This is a genomic window from Alterotamlana spongicola (assembly GCF_035818475.1).
Taxonomy (GTDB): domain Bacteria; phylum Bacteroidota; class Bacteroidia; order Flavobacteriales; family Flavobacteriaceae; genus Cognatitamlana.
The window spans coordinates 1,592,694-1,611,681 of sequence record NZ_JAYMGV010000001.1 but is presented as its reverse complement, the minus strand read 5'-3'; the positions used below and the strand labels follow the sequence as shown (position 1 = coordinate 1,611,681).

Annotated in this window: 12 protein-coding genes; 8 read left to right on the top strand and 4 right to left on the bottom strand. The window is 36.8% G+C overall.

What is annotated here, in order from left to right; genetic code table 11:
• Window positions 1-94 precede the first annotated feature (94 nt).
• Both VOI54_RS06990 and VOI54_RS06985 read left to right on the top strand, forming a co-directional pair.
• Window positions 95-3,448 (top strand): alpha-amylase family glycosyl hydrolase, encoded by a 3,354-nt coding sequence (locus VOI54_RS06990; protein WP_326282007.1) that lies wholly within the window; start codon window positions 95-97, stop codon window positions 3,446-3,448.
• Between the two features lie 55 nt (window positions 3,449-3,503).
• Complete coding sequence (locus tag VOI54_RS06985) at window positions 3,504-4,226, top strand: hypothetical protein (protein WP_326282006.1); 723 nt, start codon at window positions 3,504-3,506, stop codon at window positions 4,224-4,226.
• Window positions 4,227-4,329: 103 nt separating this feature from the next.
• On the opposite strand, the gene fsa is transcribed toward VOI54_RS06985, so the two are convergent.
• The 4 genes from fsa to VOI54_RS06965 all read right to left on the bottom strand — a co-directional run bounded on the left by fsa (window position 4,330) and on the right by VOI54_RS06965 (window position 8,736).
• Window positions 4,330-4,986: a fructose-6-phosphate aldolase gene (gene fsa, locus VOI54_RS06980; protein ID WP_326282005.1), complete on the bottom strand. Its 657-nt coding sequence runs from the start codon at window positions 4,984-4,986 to the stop codon at window positions 4,330-4,332.
• Between the two features lie 16 nt (window positions 4,987-5,002).
• Window positions 5,003-7,051, bottom strand: coding sequence for a transketolase family protein (locus VOI54_RS06975; RefSeq protein ID WP_326282004.1), 2,049 nt, complete (start codon window positions 7,049-7,051; stop codon window positions 5,003-5,005).
• 224 nt (window positions 7,052-7,275) lie between these two features.
• A complete protein-coding gene (allE, locus tag VOI54_RS06970) occupies window positions 7,276-8,037 on the bottom strand; it encodes a (S)-ureidoglycine aminohydrolase (protein ID WP_326282003.1) in 762 nt (253 codons plus the stop codon).
• A 144-nt stretch (window positions 8,038-8,181) separates the two neighbouring features.
• Entirely contained in the window at window positions 8,182-8,736 is a 555-nt protein-coding gene (locus tag VOI54_RS06965; RefSeq protein ID WP_326282002.1) for an RNA polymerase sigma factor, read from the bottom strand.
• Window positions 8,737-8,870: 134 nt separating this feature from the next.
• On the opposite strand from VOI54_RS06965, the gene VOI54_RS06960 reads away from it, so the two are divergent.
• The 6 genes from VOI54_RS06960 to VOI54_RS06935 all read left to right on the top strand — a co-directional run bounded on the left by VOI54_RS06960 (window position 8,871) and on the right by VOI54_RS06935 (window position 18,779).
• Complete coding sequence (locus tag VOI54_RS06960; RefSeq protein ID WP_326282001.1) at window positions 8,871-10,028, top strand: FecR family protein; 1,158 nt, start codon at window positions 8,871-8,873, stop codon at window positions 10,026-10,028.
• Window positions 10,029-10,128: 100 nt separating this feature from the next.
• Entirely contained in the window at window positions 10,129-13,668 is a 3,540-nt protein-coding gene (locus VOI54_RS06955; protein ID WP_326282000.1) for a SusC/RagA family TonB-linked outer membrane protein, read from the top strand.
• Window positions 13,669-13,679: 11 nt separating this feature from the next.
• Complete coding sequence (locus VOI54_RS06950; protein WP_326281999.1) at window positions 13,680-15,200, top strand: RagB/SusD family nutrient uptake outer membrane protein; 1,521 nt, start codon at window positions 13,680-13,682, stop codon at window positions 15,198-15,200.
• 13 nt (window positions 15,201-15,213) lie between these two features.
• Window positions 15,214-16,509: a hypothetical protein gene (locus tag VOI54_RS06945; protein ID WP_326281998.1), complete on the top strand. Its 1,296-nt coding sequence runs from the start codon at window positions 15,214-15,216 to the stop codon at window positions 16,507-16,509.
• A gap of 131 nt (window positions 16,510-16,640) precedes the next feature.
• On the top strand, window positions 16,641-17,762 hold the full coding sequence (locus VOI54_RS06940) for a thioredoxin family protein (RefSeq protein ID WP_326281997.1): 1,122 nt from the start codon (window positions 16,641-16,643) through the stop codon (window positions 17,760-17,762).
• Between the two features lie 99 nt (window positions 17,763-17,861).
• Window positions 17,862-18,779 (top strand): S1 family peptidase, encoded by a 918-nt coding sequence (locus VOI54_RS06935; RefSeq protein WP_326281996.1) that lies wholly within the window; start codon window positions 17,862-17,864, stop codon window positions 18,777-18,779.
• The last annotated feature ends 209 nt before the right edge of the window (window positions 18,780-18,988 follow it).

Below are 18,988 nucleotides of genomic sequence, written 5' to 3'. Positions count from 1 at the left end.
CACAAATAAAAAAAGGCTGATGTATATATCAGCCTTTTTTTCCTTAAACCTCAAACCCCTACTTGTATTTACCTCATGTTTAAATAAAATAGTAATGAAAAAATTAATACGTCTTGCTTTTATCTTAATTGGATTCTCAGCGACAGCTCAAGTCACAATAACTCCAAATGCATTTGAGGTAACTGATGAAATAACCATAACAGTAGATATAAACAGTACAGCTACAGATTGTAGCAGCTTTAATGCACCCAATAAAGTTTATATGCACTCCGGAATTGGAGATGACGCCAATGCTTTTGGTTTTGACGTTATTGGGAACTGGGGGCAAGATGATGGTGTTGGACAAATGACTGATAATGGTAATGGTACATACAGTATTACTATTACACCTTCAACATACTACAACATAACTACAGAACAACAAAATACAGCCACACAATTAGGTATGGTTTTTAGAAATGAATCCGGAAGCCAGGAATTTAAAGCTTCGGGGTGTAGTGATTTCTTTTTTGATTTAGGAGCTTTTCAGCTATTTCTGGATAGTCCAACCCATACCACAACCATATTAAATGCCGGAGAAACCATTTTAATTAATGCTACATCCAGCCTTACTGCAGATTTCACCTTATTAGCCAACAATGTTATTGTTGACACAGACACACAAACTACTACCTATACAAACACTTATACGGTTAACGAGACCACTAATTTTAAGTTACAGATTACCAATGGCACAGATACAGATTCAAAAACGTTTCAAGTTATTGTTAAACCAACGGTTACAGAATCACCTTTGCCAGCTAATCTCTTAGATGGTATTAATTATAATACCTTAGATGCCACTAAAGCTACCTTAGTACTTTACGCTCCAGAAAAAGATTTTGTACATGTTATTGGAGATTTCAATAACTGGACTGTAGATGACACCTACCTGATGAAAAAAGACAGTTCAAAAGACCGGTTCTGGATTGAATTAACAGGCTTAACGCCTCAATCAAATCATACGTATCAATATTTGGTTGATGCTACCATTAGAGTTGCTGACCCTTACTCCCCCGTAATTTTAACAGAATCTAATGATCAATTTATAAATAGTACAACCTACCCTGATTTACCGGCTTACCCAACCGGAGAGACCAATCATTCTGTAACTTTGTTAAGAACCGGTGATACACCTTATAACTGGGAAGTCCCGGATTTTAATGCTCCTGAAAAAACAGATTTGGTGATTTATGAGTTTCTCATCCGTGATTTTGATGCATTACACAGTTTTGATGCCGTTAAAGACAGGTTAGATTATTTAGAAAACTTAGGGGTTAACGCCATAGAATTTATGCCTTTAAATGAATTTGATGGTAATGAAAGTTGGGGATATAACCCATCCTTCCATATGGCATTAGACAAATATTATGGCACCCAAAATGCTTTTAAAGCTTTGATTGACGAATGCCATAAAAGAGGCATTGCCATAATTGTTGATGTGGTGTTCAATCATGCTTCAGGACAACATCCATACTATAGACTTTGGAATACCGATAACGGAAACTATGGAGGAACAGCCTCTGCCAACAGTCCGTTTTTTAATCAAACGGCAAAACATGCCTATAGTGTTTTTAACGACTTCAATCATAGCACTCAAGCAACAAGAGATTATGTGAAACGTGTATCCCAGTTTTGGATCAATGAATATAATGTTGACGGCTTCCGTTGGGATTTAACTAAAGGATTTACACAAAACTGTACAGCCAGTGATGAGGGTTGCACCGGTTCCTATCAACAAGACCGTGTGGATGTACTAAAACTATATGCCGATGACCAATGGGAAATCAATGAAGATTTCTACGTTATTTTTGAGCATTTAGGAGGTATTACCGAAGAAAAAGAATGGGCGGATTACCGTGTTAATGAAGGCAAAGGTATTATGCTATGGAATAATCTAAACCATGATTACAGCTCGGCTACGGAAGGTAATGCGTCATCTAACTTTGATAGAATATCTTATAAGAAAAAAGGATTTGCTCAGGCTTCGTCAGCAATTGGCTATATGGAAAGTCATGACGAAGAACGTATGATGTACAGGAACTTAAATTCAGATAAATCTAATGGTTCATACAGCGTAAAAGATCTAAACACAGGATTGCAGCGTACAGAAACTGCAGGTGCATTTTTCTTTACAGTTCCGGGGCCAAAAATGATCTGGCAATTTGGAGAATTAGGCTATGATGTTTCTATTGATCAGGGTGGACGAACCGGAAATAAACCCATAAGATGGGAGTATTTTGATGATGCCAACAGGAAAGCCATTTACAACACCTGGTCTGAATTGATACGTTTAAAACTGGAACAGCCTATTTTCAACACAACAAATTTTGAGATTGATGCGGGTAAATCAAACGGCCTTAAATCCATTCACCTCTCTTTAGATAGCGCTACCGGAGATGAAATAAAACACATTACCATTATTGGGAATTTCGGACTAGCTGCTCAAAATATTGACCCGGAGTTTCAGCAAACCGGAACCTGGTACAATCTATTAAATAGAAATACACCACTGGAAGTTAACAATGTTAATACATTAATAAGCTTAGAACCGGGAACTTTCATTATCTATGGCGATAAGCCATTTATAAACCCTGAAGATTTAGATAGTGACGGGGTTTTAAATGCAAATGACCAATGTCCAAATACACCAATAGGGGCCATTGTAGATGCCAATGGTTGTGAAATATTCAGCCTTCCAAAAAACAACTTTAAAATTCAAATTTCAGGAGAAACCTGTAGAAGCAGTAATAACGGGATTATTGATATTACTGCCATTGAGGTCTTAAATTACACTGTAAAGATTACCGGAAACGCATTTAGTAGTGAAGATAACTTTACAACAACATTGATTAAAGAAAATTTAGAAGCTGGAGATTATGAGGTTTGCATTACCGTAGACAATGAACCCGATTTTGAAATGTGTTTTAACGTTACTGTTACTCAGCCGGAAAATCTATCAGTTTTCTCAAAAGTAAGCAATACAAAAGATCAGGTTTCTTTGAGTATGTATGGAAGTAGCAGTTATAAAGTCACATTAAATGGAATAACTACTGAAACTTCAAACTCAACTATTGATTTACAGTTACAACCAGGTGAAAATAAGATCAGTGTTGAAACTGATAAAAATTGCCAGGGGAAATATGAAGAAACCATATTCTATGGCGGTGAAATGCTGGCCTATCCAAACCCTGTTGATCACAATAATGTACTTAATGTGTATTTAGGAGCATTAAATAATGAACCGGCATATATTGAAGTTTTCTCAGTACTGGGCAAACGTGTTTATAGTCACACTACCAGAAACAGTAAGCTTATAATTAATACATCAGATTTCTCAAAGGGTGTTTACATTTTAAAAATAAATACAAACACTGTTCAAAGAAATTTTAAAATAATTAAGAATTGATAACCTAAGCTTAGGTTATATGTGATCAATAATGACAATAATAACAGACATAAAAATGAAAACATCTATTAAATATATAATTGCAAGTTTAGTTTTAAGCCTTTATCTCTTTAATTGCAGCAGTAGCGGTGGAGGTGATGATGCTCCTGAGCCTAAACCGCCGGCGGGTACAGATCCACCTGGAGCAGCAGCTTTGGTTTTTCCCAATGAAAACTCAGAGTGTACAGAAGGATCAAATCTAACAAGTACACAAAGTACTATTGTATTTAACTGGAATGATGCTAATAATACCGATACCTATCAATTGGTTGTAAAGAATTTAGAAACTCAGGCTGTTACTAATTACACCTCAACCGTATCAGAAAAAAGCGTAACCATTTTAAGAGGCACGCCATATTCATGGTATGTTGTTTCAAAGAATTCAGGATCAAAAACGGCTCAAAGTGCTACCTGGAAATTTTATAATGCGGGCGAAGCGGTTTCATCGTATGCGCCGTTTCCAGCAGATCTAATTAGCCCTATTTATGACAAAACATTTTCGGCATCAACAACAAGCGTAACCTTAGAATGGACCGGTGAAGATGTTGATGATGATATCAAAGAATATAAAGTGTTGTTTGGAACGGCATCAACTCCAACTAATGAGCAAGGTATTACTGCCAGTAGTACATTAGACGTCAATGTAAGTTCAGGAAACTCATATTACTGGCGTGTTATATCTGTTGACGATCAGAATAACACCTCCGAGTCTCAAATATTTAAATTTAATATAGAATAATCAATTTTGTTAGTTTAGTTTGTAGTTAATTGAAAAAGCTTCTCCCATTCAAGTTAGTATGCTTGAAAAAGAGAAGCTTTTTATTGTATTGATAAAAGGTATTTTAACTATTCCCTTTCTTATAATCTTCTAAGAATTTTGCCAAACCAATATCAGTTAAAGGATGTTTTAAAAGCCCTTTGATTGATGATAATGGCCCGGTCATAACATCACTACCTAATTTTGCACAATCTATAACGTGCATGGTGTGACGAATAGAGGCTGCCAGTATTTGCGTATCAAAAGCATAGTTATCATAAATCTGTCTGATTTCAGCTATCAGATTCAATCCGTCTGTTGAGATATCATCCAATCTTCCTAAAAATGGCGATACATAAGTAGCACCTGCTTTTGCTGCCAATAAGGCCTGGCCTGCTGAAAATACCAGCGTTACATTGGTTTTTATTCCTTTATCTGAAAAATATTTACAGGCTTTGATTCCATCGGCTATCAATGGTAATTTTACTACTATTTGAGGGTTTAAAGCTGCTAATGCTTCGCCTTCTTTTACCATGCCTTCAAAATCTGTTGAAATGACCTCGGCACTCACATGACCATCTACTATATCACATATTTTCTTGTAATGTGCTATAATATTAGCTTCTCCGGTTATGCCTTCCTTTGCCATTAATGACGGATTGGTAGTCACCCCGTCTAAAACTCCTAATGCCTGTGCTTCTGCTATATCATCAAGGTTTGCTGTATCTATAAAAAACTTCATCTCTTTGTCTTTTCTTTTATTTTATTAAAACGGTTTCGCTTAAATAAGCTAATACTTCTTTACTTACTTTTTCTCCTGTAAATCCAAATTTATCATCCAGTACCTTGGCCGGTGCTGAATACCCAAAATGATCTACTCCAAACACCTTGCCGTGCTCTCCTACCAGGCTCTCCAAATTCACAGGCAATCCTGCCGTTAATCCAAATAAAGGCTTGTTTTTTGGTATCACGCTGTTTTGGTAATCTTTAGATTGTTGCCTGAACACCCCTTCTGAAATAATAGATGCTATATTTACTTTTAGGTTTTCCTGCTCTTCTAATATTGCTGCCGCTTCTACTAAAGTTGATACTTCTGATCCGTTAGCTATCAATACCACATCCGGATTTTCTACTTCTTTTACCAAATATCCACCTTGTTCTGCTGCTAGAGCCTCCTGGTATCTTGATACGCCTTGGGCCGGTACATCCTTGATCCCCTGTCTGGATAATATTAAACCTGATGGAGTATCTGTATTTTCCAAAGCCATTTTCCAGGCTACACTGGTCTCTGCCGAATCTGCCGGACGCATGGCCAGAAAACTGTTCTTTCCACTGTGGTTCTTTAGTTTTTCCAATAACCTGATTTGCGCCTCTTGTTCTATAGGCTGGTGGGTTGGCCCATCCTCTCCTACTCTAAAGGCATCATGTGTCCAAACATACTTTACTGGTAACTCTTGTATTCCACTTAATCTAATAGCCGGTTTCATATAATCTGAAAATACAAAGAAGGTAGCTACCACAGGAATGACCCCTCCGTGTAATGCTATTCCATTGGCTATACAGGCCATAGTCAACTCTGCTACTCCTGCCTGCAGGAAGGATCCGCTAAAATCTCCTTTTTGTAAAGCTGACGATTTTTTTAAGAATCCATCGGTCTTATCACTGTTTGATAGATCTGCAGATGAGACAATCATGTTTTCTACATGATCAGCTAAATAACCTAAGACGTTTGACGATGCGCCTCGTGTTGCTAATCCTGCTTTATGTTCTATGGTTTCAAAATCCAGTTCCGGAAGTTTTCCTGATAAGAAGAAATCTAATTTATCAGCCAACGCGCCATTTTCTTTTCTCCAGGCATTGATCTGAGCCTTCTTTTCAGTTGCCTTAGCTGTTTTTTCTGCTATTAAATCCTTATAGAATTCCTGTACATCTCCATAGATATCAAATGGTGATTCCGGATTAGCTCCCAGGTTTAATAAGGTCTTTTTGTAATCTGCTCCTGTATTTCCTATAGGTTGACCGTGTAATTCACAATAGCCTTCAAACATACTGCCATCGGCTGTCACACATCCTTTACCCATAATGGTCTTACCTATAATCAGGGTAGGCTTTTCTGTTTCATTATTAGCATCGGTCAGGGCCTTTCTGATTTGATCATGATCATGCCCATCAATAGTCACTACCTTCCAGCCCCAGGATTCATATTTCATGGCTGTATCTTCAGTAGTTACTTCATCGGTTGATGTTGATAACTGGATATCATTGGAATCAAAGAACATGATAAAATTACTCAGTCCTAGGTGCCCTGCTATTCGCCCTGCACCTTGTGATACCTCTTCCTGGATACCACCATCGGATATAAAGCCATAGATCTTATGGTTCATCCAATCTCCAAAACGAGCCTGCAAAAACTTTGCTGCTATAGCAGCTCCTACTCCCATAGTATGCCCTTGACCTAATGGCCCTGAGGTATTTTCTATCCCTCTGGCTACATCTACTTCTGGGTGCCCTGGGGTAATAGACCCCCATTGCCTGAAATTTGCTATATCTTCTTTAGAATAATTCCCTAACAGGTAATACTGCGCATACATCAACGTTGATAAATGACCCGCATCCATGAAAAAACGGTCTCTAAAAGGCCATTCCATATCTGTTGGATCATAATTAAAAAATTCCGAATATAGTATATGCATGAAATCTGCACCACCCATGGGACCTCCAGGGTGACCCGATTTTGCCTTCTCTACCATCGCTACAGCTAATGACCTGATATTATCTGCTGACTGCTGATCTATTTGTTTGTTCATTTTTTTTAATTATCTATAATCTAAATTGACGTTAATATTCTTAACTACTCATTAAAAATATATATTTTGCAAATATATAATCTTTAAGCGGTTGCCGTTAAAAAAACCGAAAAAATAATGAAAATTAGCGAAACCGTTTAAGTAGTCTGTTTCAAAATTATCTGTAAACAAAGTATACATATAATGTCATAACAAAACATCGCTAAATTTTGCAGCAAAATGTTTTACATAATCTCAGGCAACCTGTTTACATTTTTATAATAAATATAAACAGCAGGCTCAACACCTAAAGCCCCAAACCACTGTGGACAATAGGGTGCCATCCAAATACAATCGCCTTTTTTAACCGGATACCATTTGTCATCCAACCTGTAAATACCCTGTCCTTGTAAATACAGTAATCCGTGTTCCATTATGTGGGTTTCAACAAACGGAAGGTTAGCCCCCGGATTGTATGTGAAAATATTCACCGCCATATCAAAACTAAGATTGTTTTCATCCGGCAACAGGTTTTGCATTAATAAATTAGGATCTCCGCAATATATCGTCTTTTCTATGCTGGCCTGTGTATTGATTATAATTCCTGGCTTAGAAACTCCTTTTAAAACCTCATATTCCTTATGAAAAGAAAGTAATGTTGTACCCTCTTCAGAATTAAAAACCTTATAAGCCTCATGCACCGGTATATAAACATAACTGCCTTTTTCAACCCTATTCTTTTGGCTGCTTGTAATCACCGTACAAGCACCTTCCAACACATAAAAAAACAGTTGCGATGCTCCGGTTTCTCCTTCTAAAACACCATTGGAAGTCATGGTTGTAATTAACTGGCTAAAACCAGCACCCATAGCTTTACTAATTACAACATTAACCTCACAACCTGTCCACCCTGGCACAACACTATTAACAAAGCCATCTCCGGTAACTAAAGCATGATTTCTCTCAACTGTTGTACGAGATAGTGCCGTTAATTTAATTTTATCCATAACATCTTGTTTTTAGTGTTTTACAACCTACAGGTATTGAATTACTGCAAATCCTGAAATTATCAATCTTTAGAACTTAAAACTGATCTACTAATTAGTTTGTGTTTGAAACATATCAGGCTTACCTTAGTATCCTATCCATTTTTAAAATAAAATGAAAAGAAACTGTTTATCCTCTTCAAACCCCTGTCTGATTTTTTGAAAGGCTATACGCATTTGTGCCTCAACTGTTTTTTGAGAAATATCTAACTTAAGCGCAATCTCCTTATACTTTAAACCGTTCAATTTATTAAGCTCCAATATTTCCTTGCATTTGGGAGGTAAAGCATCAACAATATTTTTCAGTTTAGCTAACCGCTTTTCCATAAATTCCTTGTCCTCGGTAATAGAATTCCGTAATGTTTTTTCCCGCAACTCATCAAAAAAGGCATCTCGGCTTTTCTTTTTACGGTAATGATCAACATAAGTATTATAGGCTACAGAATATAAATAGCTCTTAGTTGACTTTGTAATTTTCAACTTCTTTCTTTTAGTCCAAATGATAATAAACGTTTGTTGAATGATATCTTCAGACAAATGAGAATCATTAGTAAAAGTAGTAATATAACCAACCAATGGACTATAGTACCTCTGAAATAATTTCTCAAAGGCAGCCTTATCATTATTCTGAATCTCCGTTATTAATAATAAGTCGTCCATAAACTTGCCAATATTATAAACAAATGTGTAAATATCTGGATGAAAAACAAAATTTTTATAAAAATATTAAAAATGTTTAAGGGTTTTTTCAATAACATCACGTCACTATCACATGACACCCAAAATAAAACAAATTGAAAGACTTAATTCATAAATATTTATTTGATACAATTTCTGACGCCGAGACAAAGAAATTAAAGGATTGGTTAAAGCATCCTAAAAATAAAGAGCGCTTTGAAACCTACATCAGAGAGTCTCATGCTTTAAATATGCTTTACAATAATGTAAATGCAGATGAAGCACTTAATAAAGTATGGGCTAAAATTGAAACTGAAACCAAAGTAATTCCATTTTACAGAAGAACTATCTTTAGATATGTTGCTGCTATTTTAATATTTCTTTCTGCCGGTTATTTCTTTCTGATTAACACCAATTCAGTTGAAGATGAAACTCCAATAATAGTAGACAATATAAAAGCAGGTACAGACAAAGCCACCTTAACTTTAGAGGACGGCTCAGAAGTCACCTTAGAAAAAGGAGAACAGTATATCTCCGGGAATTTAGAGAGTAACGGCGAAAAATTAGTGTATACAGCAACTAATACTGCTGAACCTGAAATAAAATTCAACTATTTAACCATTCCAAGAGGCGGGCAATATCATATAACCTTATCAGACGGTACAGAAGTTTGGTTAAATTCAGAATCCAAGCTTAAATATCCAACATCTTTTGCAAATGGCGAAGAACGTAAGGTTGAGTTAATATACGGAGAAGCTTATTTTGATGTATCGTCTAGTACAAATCATGATGGCTCTAAATTTAAAGTACTTACTGGGATACAGGAACTTGAAGTTTTGGGTACAGAATTTAATGTAAAAGCCTATAAAGACGAAAGTCATATATATACCACTTTAGTGGAAGGACAAGTGAAGTTTCACCTTGAAGGTCAGGAAGGTAATGCTGTTTTCCTTGAGCCGGGAATGCAAGGAGTGGTTTCAATTGAAGATAGGGAAACAGAAGTTAACAAGGTGGACACCTATTTGTATACAGCCTGGAAAGATGGTCGTTTTGTTTTTAGAAACGAAAAACTATCTAACATCATGGCTATGATAGAAAAATGGTATGATATTGAAGTGTCGTATTCTGACCCGGAGGCAAAACAAATCAGTTTTTCACTGGATATAAGAAAATATGAATCATTTAATAAGATAAAACAGATCCTTGAACTTACAGGTACGATTGATTTTAAAGTAGATGGACGCGTTATAACAGTCCAACAAAACACAAAATAAATTTAATGATATAAAATAAAACGGTGAATGTTGCTGCATCCACCGCTTTCTAATCTTCGTGGATATCCACGAAAATAAATTTAATTAACAACTCAAAAGTATGAAAAAAAATTTTTTAATCGGCAATTCTGCTGCTCGAAGCAGGATTCGTGAAATTAGTAGGATTATGAAACTATTTAGTATAATTATGCTATGTACCACATTGCAGGTAGCTGCAATTGGTTTTGGTCAAAATGCCAAATTATCTTTACAGGCAAAGGATAAGGCTTTAGTAGAGGTGTTTGATGAGATCAAAACCAAAACCGGTTTTACATTTGTTTACAGTACCGAAGAATTAAATGAAAAGGAACTGGTTTCCATTAATGTGAAAGAGGCAAAATTATCAGAAATCCTAAATACACTTTTAAACGGAAAGAATTTAGGATATAAAATAGTTGATAATGTTATTGTAATTTCTAAAAAAAAAGAATCAGAAAATAAGCAAGAGCGTAGAATCCAGGGACAGGTTCTCATTCATGGAACCAATGAACCGCTTCCCGGTGCCACTATAGTTGTAAAAAATGGTATAAAGGGAACAACAACAGATATATCAGGTAACTTTTCAATTACCGTAGATAGCCCAAATGCTACCTTATTGGTGTCATATATTGGCTTTGAATCTTTTGAATTTACGGTTTATAACCAAACCAATTTTACCATATATTTAAAAGAGAGTGCCAGTGAGTTAGATACCATTGTTATAACCGGTATGCAAACTCGAGAAAAATCTAAAATGATCGGTTCGGTGAGTTCGGTGAGTTCTGAAGCTATGGAGTTTATTGGAGCCACTACTGTTGATGAAGCCTTAAAAGGACAAATGCCTGGTTTATATGTTAGAAGTGATTCTGGAAATCCCGGTGAAGTGGGACAGATCCAGATCAGAGGGATCAACACCCTATCTGGTTCAACATCGCCACTATACATTTTAGATGGTATGCCTTTGCAAACCGGAGAAATATCAGGAAGTGTAAATCAATTATTAACCCATGGTTTGGGTAATATTCCTCCTGAGGATATTGAAAATATTACCATTTTAAAAGATGCCACTGCGGCATCCATATATGGAGCCAGAGCTGCTAACGGGGTAGTTGTTATTACTACAAAACAAGGACAGTCCGGTAAAGACTACATTAGTTATTCAGGCAAGTTTGGTGTAACCATGAGACCTGAGAACAGATGGGATTTTATGAATTCTCAACAGAAAATTGAGTATGAAAGAGGAGTTTTTGATGATTTTATACCGCAACAGGGTGGTCGCGTAGTTGGTTTGCTTAACAATGTAAGAGTTGGAAATATTACTGCTGCCGAAGCTGAAGCTCAAATAGCACAGCTGGCTAATATTAACACCAATTGGGTAGATGAGTTATACAGAGATGCCTTTACACAATCTCATATCCTGACCATGAGCGGTGGAACAAATAAATTACAATATCATGTTTCTGCCAATTATATTAACGCCGAAGGAACATTGATTGAAAATCAAAATCACAGGGGAGGTTTAAATGTAAAGTTAAACAAGTTTGTTTCTGATGACCTGCTGATAAAAGTAAACTTATACTCTACATTAAAGAAAAATACCAGAGGTTTATCTTCTGAAGACCCATTCAGATATGCGGTTTTCGCAAACCCTTATGAAAGACCATATGATGACCAGGGAAATTATTCCATAGACCGTTCTTACCTGGATACATCTCAAGATCTTAGTCGGGCAGTTGATTTGAATTACAATGAATTTAATATCATCAGAGAGCTGACTCAAAATACAAAAACAGATGACATTGCTCAGGTGCGTGGCCAGTTAGGTATTGAATACAGCTTTCTTGAGGATTTCAGATATGTAGGAAGAGCTGTGGTAGACTATAATACGGCTCACTCTATGGAAGAAGTAAGCCCCGGCACCTATACATCTTATCAAAGAAACTGGCTTAGAAATGCAGCTACAAACAGAGCAGGGCTTTTACCAGAATTTAATCAGGGGAACCTGAGAGAAAATATGGGGCGCTCTTTAAACTATACTATTCGAAACAGTATAGAATTTAACAAAAATATCAACAAACACTTTGTTCAGGTCTTTGCTGCTAATGAATTTGGAGCCACTACTAACTACAGATTTGGTAGTATGCTTCCAATATATTTAACAGATTACCGTTTAGGGGGCTACCCTGTATGGAATAACATTAGTCCTGATAACTATGACGCACTTAATTTAAGCTTTTTTGGAAGCAGCTTTTTTGGAGAAAGCCGCAGCGTAAGTTATATCGGGTCAGGTGTTTACTCTTACGACAACAGATATGTAGCTAACTTTAATGTTAGGTATGACGGTGTGGACATTTTAGGAAGTGACAATCAGTTCCAGCCTTTATGGTCTGCCGGTGCAAAATGGAACATCCACAATGAAAACTTCATTAACAACCAAGGCCTTATAAACAGGTTGGTTTTATCAGCCGGTTATGGATTTAGGGGAAGTATTAACCGCGAAGCCTTACCATTTCATTCATACAGTGTATCTACCAGGTTTTATGACGGATTACCAAGCTTAGGATCGTTTACCTTTGGAAACCCGGTACTTAAATGGGAGAAAAAACGCGACTTGAACCTTGGTTTTGAATTATCAATGTTCAGAGGGCGCGTAAATATAGAGGCTAATTATTTTGATGAGCAAATAACAGACCTTCTGGACAATCAAAGTTTACCAATATCTATAGGAAGAGCATCTGCATTTGCCAATGTTGGTCAACTAAGTAATACCGGTTTGGAAATATCCGGAAGATTTGAGGTGATCAACAAAAAGGATTTGATCTGGGAAGTTGGGGGTAACCTTACCACAGTAGATAACCAACTTGACCAGGTATTTGAAAAAGTTTATCCTAATAGACCAAGTTTCTCCACTCAAAACATTGAAGGGTATCCTACAAGCAGTTTTTATGGGTATAAGTTCTCTCATGTAGATCCCGACAACGGTAGAACCATGGTTTTTGCACAACGTAGAAACGAAGAGATCATAAACGGTGAGACAATAACCACATTTACAGATGAACTAATTGATCTGGATGCTCTGACTCAAAACGAATTGGATGAGGATTACGTCACCTATAACTTAGGCCAGAATCCCCCTAAATTTTATGGTGGATTAAACACTAGGGTATTTTACAAAGGCTTTGATATTAACGCCAACTTTGTATTTGCCGGCGGAAACAAATTAGTAGGCTTTAAAGACAGAAGATTTGGACCGGATGGAGGTACTGATGATATAACAGCGGCACGTACTAACCGTACTGTAGATAACTTATACCGTTGGACCCAACCAGGTGATATTACTAATGTTCCGGCACATACAAGAACTTTAACACAAACCGCACGGTCTTTATTGGATAGCGACCTAGAAGACGGATCATATTTTAAGTGCTCAAGCCTTTCCTTAGGTTGGAGAGCCTCTGAAAACATCATTAAACAATTACCGTTTACTAACCTATCGCTTAGACTTTTGGCTAATAATGTGTTCACCTTGACAAAATTCTCAGGGCCAGACCCGGAAACAAGACGTGCTTTTGGATATCCTAACACAGCTTCCTACACTTTATCATTAAACCTTGGACTTTAAAAATGAGTAACATGAAAAAAATAAAATATAAATTAATATGGGCATTACTGGCATTGAGTCCACTGTTTCATGCCTGCTCAGACTATTTGGAAATTGACCCAGCAAATGTAAGGGCTATAGCGGGGTTTGATGATGTTAAACAAGCCTTTTCCGGCTACCTGTACCACTACACCGGTAATGCCACTCCGGTTGCAGCCGGTACAGGACCTAACAGAGTATTTTCACCGGAAATGATCATGATGTTTGAATCTTATTCTGACAATATAGACTTTGAAAATTCTATAGACATTTACCTTTCTTCATCTAATAGCTCAGTTGTAGCAACAGACAAGGAATTATTTTATGCCAATCATTTTCTTTATAATGAGTTCTCAGCCCCTGAAGACTTTTGGAACGACTATTATCAGGGTATTGGTTTTATCAATGCATTAATAGATGAACTTCCTGAGGTAAGCGGTGGCACACAGGAAGAACGCGACCAATTGGAAGGTGAAATGAAGATACACCGTGCATTCTTTATTTTCAAACTGCTACAGCATTTTGCTACATATACTGATGATGCCATGGGTATTCCCGTGTATTTACATTCCGGTGGAGAGGTTGTAGGTGTTCCGGTACCCAGAAGAACGCATACAGAAGTATATAACATCATTCTTGAAGATTTGGGACAGGTCAAAGCCATGCTTGAAAGAACCCCTCCAAGAGAATCCTTTAATGTGATGTACAATACGCAGTATCTAAATAACCTACTGGCACAGGTATACTGGTTTAAGGCAGAAAGCCCTGCAAAAGCTAATGATGATTATGCAAACGCAAAGGAATCGGCTTTAATAGCTATTGAAGGAACAGCCGGCCTGATTCCTCAATCTGTAGCAAATTTTAAACTAAAACTTCAGGGAACATTTGGTGATTACCCGGGAATATTCCAATGGTCAACAGCAACACCCCGTGCAACTTCCCCAATTTTTGGAGACGTTTTTGGAAGGCAACCACAACGTATGGGCCTTACACAGGATTTCATGGATATTCTTGATCCTGCTGATATCAGATATGGTGCAATAATTAGTAACGGCGTACTTAATACCAGGGAATGGCCTGATGGTGTTGCTTTTGGTCCTTTGGCCCAAAAAAGAGGAAATTTCTATCTTTTTGAACCGGAAGAAGCCTATTTAATCCTAGCCGAGGCGCATTACAGATTGGGAGAAGAAGCAGAAGCTGTTTCGATACTTAATGAGTTTAAAAGCTTTAGAAATGCCGGTGATGCAACTGGTTTAACCGGCGATGTGCTTTTACAGGAAATTAAGAACGAACGAAGAAAAGAGTTTATCGGTGCCGGTGACCACAGGTGGCTGGATTTAAAAAGATATGGCGATAAAACCATAACCAGAACTATTACATTCTTTCAACAAGAATGGACTGAAACCGTTGAACCAAACGGTTATCAATACGCCTTGCCAATTCCTGTAGAGGAATTAGATGTGAACCCGGATTTAAATCAGAACCCGGGATGGACTATAAAAACTTGGAACTAAAAAGGACACAATCATGAAAAAGATATTATTATATATTACAGTACTTGCAGTAGTTTTCAGTGCCTGTGAGGAAGATACATTTGATTACCAACCGTACACTCCTTCAGTGAGTGAAATAGACTCGCTTTATTTTTCTACAGGAGCAAAAACATTGGTTGCTGATGGTAAAGCCGCTCTTAAATTTGTTGTTGAGGCCTATAGAACAGCTCAATTTACCAATGCAGACGGACAACAATTTGACAGTATTGTTCAGGTAAATCTAAGACATTTACCTGAAGGCGCCATTAAAATAACAGATGAAGCCGATAATACGCTTGGACAGGAATTCAGTACAACAGATTTAGGTACGGGAACCAAAGAATTTAAAGCCTCTATAGGAGATGTAGTTTCTGAGATCAAATCTGTAACCCTAAGACAAGCACCTCCAGCCTATGAGAAGCTATACGTGGATGTTATTTTCCATGTGTTTGAGCTTAAGTCAAGTGACCCTTCGTATGACCCCTTAACACACCGGGAAATTGAGCAATCTCATTTGGAGCGTGCCGTAGAAGATTTAAATATGGTATTTAACAATCAACTTGGTAACGGCCCTAATGCAGGAAGCACAAATATTGAATTTCGTTTGGCAGCAAAAGACAATTTCAATAGGGTAATGTCAAGACCAGGGTATAAGAGAAGGGATTATGACCAAAGTATAGCCGCCCGTTCTTCTATTAGTACAACTGATTTTATTGCAGTAATGGATGCAAATAACGGCAGAAATATCTGGACTCCTACCAAGTTTTTAAATATTGTGGTTATTCCGGGAGGTTCTGCAAACTCAGTGCGTACTTCTACACCCAGAAATCAGTTTGTAACTAGCGGAGACCCTTCATTACCGGGAATGGGAACCCCGGTTGCACCGGGCAGTTCTATAACTAAAAACTATAGAAACACCTGTGCAGCAGTACCGCGTGCATTGATGTTCCCGGGAGAAGATGCCAGGTTAATAGTTTCCGGGTATGTTGGTAAATTTTATGGACTTTTTGGAACCAGGTTCACCAATGGTATACCGCCGTTTGTTCCGCCTTACAGAAATGATTATTGTACGGACACCCAAAACTTTTTCCTTGATGCCGGAGAAGGCAATCAGTCCAATCTATTATTAAAAACCGATGTTAACGGCGACAAGTTCTTCTCAGAGAACCTAATGGATGATCTGGGCTTGAATTTCCCTAGTTTCCGTAACCATGTAACCATAGATCAGGCTGAAAGAGTACGTTATGCTATTGAGAACTGCCCAGGGAGAAACAATGGCCTGACGGAATAGAGTAGTGATGTGCTTTAAATAAAAATAGATTAGTAGCACTAATCAGGGTATAACATGAAGCAATCCGCTATAGTTCATAACGGATTGCTTCTACACCCTTTGATCAGGATAAAAACAAAACATAAAAACATATGAAAAGTAAATTATTAACAGTTCTTGCAATATTAGTAGGAACCCTAACCTATGCCCAGGAAGGGATACAATTTAGTAAAGGGAGTTGGGCCGAAATTATAGAACTGGCACAAAAAGAGCAAAAATCTATTTTTATGGACTGCTATACAACCTGGTGCGGCCCATGTAAAAAGCTATCAAAAAAAGTGTTTCCGGTTAAAGAAGTTGGTGACTATTTCAATGAAAAATTTATATCTGTAAAAGTAGATATGGAAAAGGGAGAAGGCATACAATTAAAAGAGGATTTTAGCGTATCTGCATTCCCTACTTTATTATTCTTTGATAGCAACGGATTAGAAACACATAGAATTGTGGGCTTTAAATCTCCTGAAAGGTTAATTGAAGAGGCTAAAAAATCTCAAAGTGGTAAAAACTATGGCTATTACAAAAACAAATATGCTGAAGGTGAAAGAAGTATAGAGTTTATTTACGAATATTTGAAGAATTTGGGATCGGCAGGAAAATTGGATGAAGCTGGAGCCGTTGTAGAAGAATTCCTGAAAACTATAGCCCCTGAAGACTATTATAAAATACAGTATTGGAGTGCTATTAGAGCATATATTAATGATGGCAACTCAGAGGTCATAAAGTATATTCACAATAACCCAAAAGTGTTTAATGCTATTTATGGTACAAGGCCGGTTGAATTAAAACTTTACAGAGCGTTTTCAGCTACTGCAAAATCATTTTCAACTAAAGAAGGAGATAAAACAATTGTTGATTTTGAACAATATGAGGCCTACTTGAATATGTTGAAAGAGATGCAAGTTAAAGATATCCCTAAAATAAAGAGAACTGCTGATATGCAGTATGCCTTAGCTACTAAAAACTGGGAGGTGTATTTACAGGCCGTTAATGACATTATTAAAGAAAATGAAAGCAAATCCAGAGCCATTAGTACACTTCTTTGGAACTATGCCATGAAAATTAATTCGGTTTGTGATGACATGAAAGTAAGAAAAGTAGCTTCAAAATGGTGTCAAATTGCTATGGACCAGAAAACTATAAGTGAAAAATCTAAAGAAAACTTAAGATTACTTCATGAAGAATTATTAGGACCAAAAAAAGAAAAAATAAAATAATATCAATAGTCTCATAACAAAAGAATCTGTTCTTTTATCAAAAGCAAAAAGATACTCTAAATTACTCGATCTTTTGTTGTGATATAAATAATTACAAAAATGAAGAATTTAATTTTATTATTAATTTTATTAGTGTTTGGGTCGTCTGCTTTTAGTCAAAATGACAGCATAACTGTGGTTGTTCCTGGTTTTACAAATGATCAAACTGTTTTAGATGATTTTACAAAGAAAGCCATAGCATTATACGAAGCTGATAATTATAAGGGCATGTATGACATGGTTGAATATAAGAAGTTTAAAAAAACAACTTTAGTAGACTATAAAGAAGGAAGCCGAAAAAGAAAAGGGGGGATAGACATTGAAAACTTAAAAGCCGGAAACTTAATTTTAGGTAAGTTATATTTGTGTGGCCAATGCCCAAACCTTCACTTAACTACAGCTACAGGCTTTGTTATTAATGCCGATGGTACCTGTGTTACCAATAATCATGTTTTTAACGAATTTAGTAAAGACAACCCTACCTACTACCTCTCGGTTTTTGCAATGGATCATGAAGGCAATGTGTATCCTATAAAAGAGGTATTGGCTGCAAATAAGGACCATGATCTTGCCGTTTTTAAAATTGAGACGGATAAGCCATTAACACCTTTAACATTAGGGGAACGAGCTGAAGTTGGTTCCAACATTCATTTACTTAGTCATCCGGACAGAATGTACTATACCTATACCAAAGGCTATATAACCCGTTCTTATTTAAATGGAACAACCAAATCACCAAGACACAGTATTTCGGCTGACTTTGCTAAGGGATCAAGCGGAGCTCCCATTTTTAATGATAAAGAAGAAGTTATAGGTGTTGTATCATCAACCCGAACCATTAAATACTCATCCAGTGGTAATACTCAAATGGTTGTAAAGGAAATTATTCCAATAGAATTATTAAAAGAAATGTGTAGTAATGAAGCGTCGTTTAATAGAGAAAAGCGTGGTGTTCCCGGTGGATTTCCTTCATTCTAAAATCACCTGTTAAGTAGAGAAAGTTTGAGTTTGAGTTTATTCTTTTAATATGCTATTTAACAATAATTAGGGATCAGATAAATAGATCTCCTAAACAAAAACCGGAAAGCTAAGCTTCCGGTTTTTTTATATATTCATACTACCTCCTATTAATTTGTAAACGCTTTTCAGACAACTATCTGCCCTTATATACTGCCTACCTTAGCACT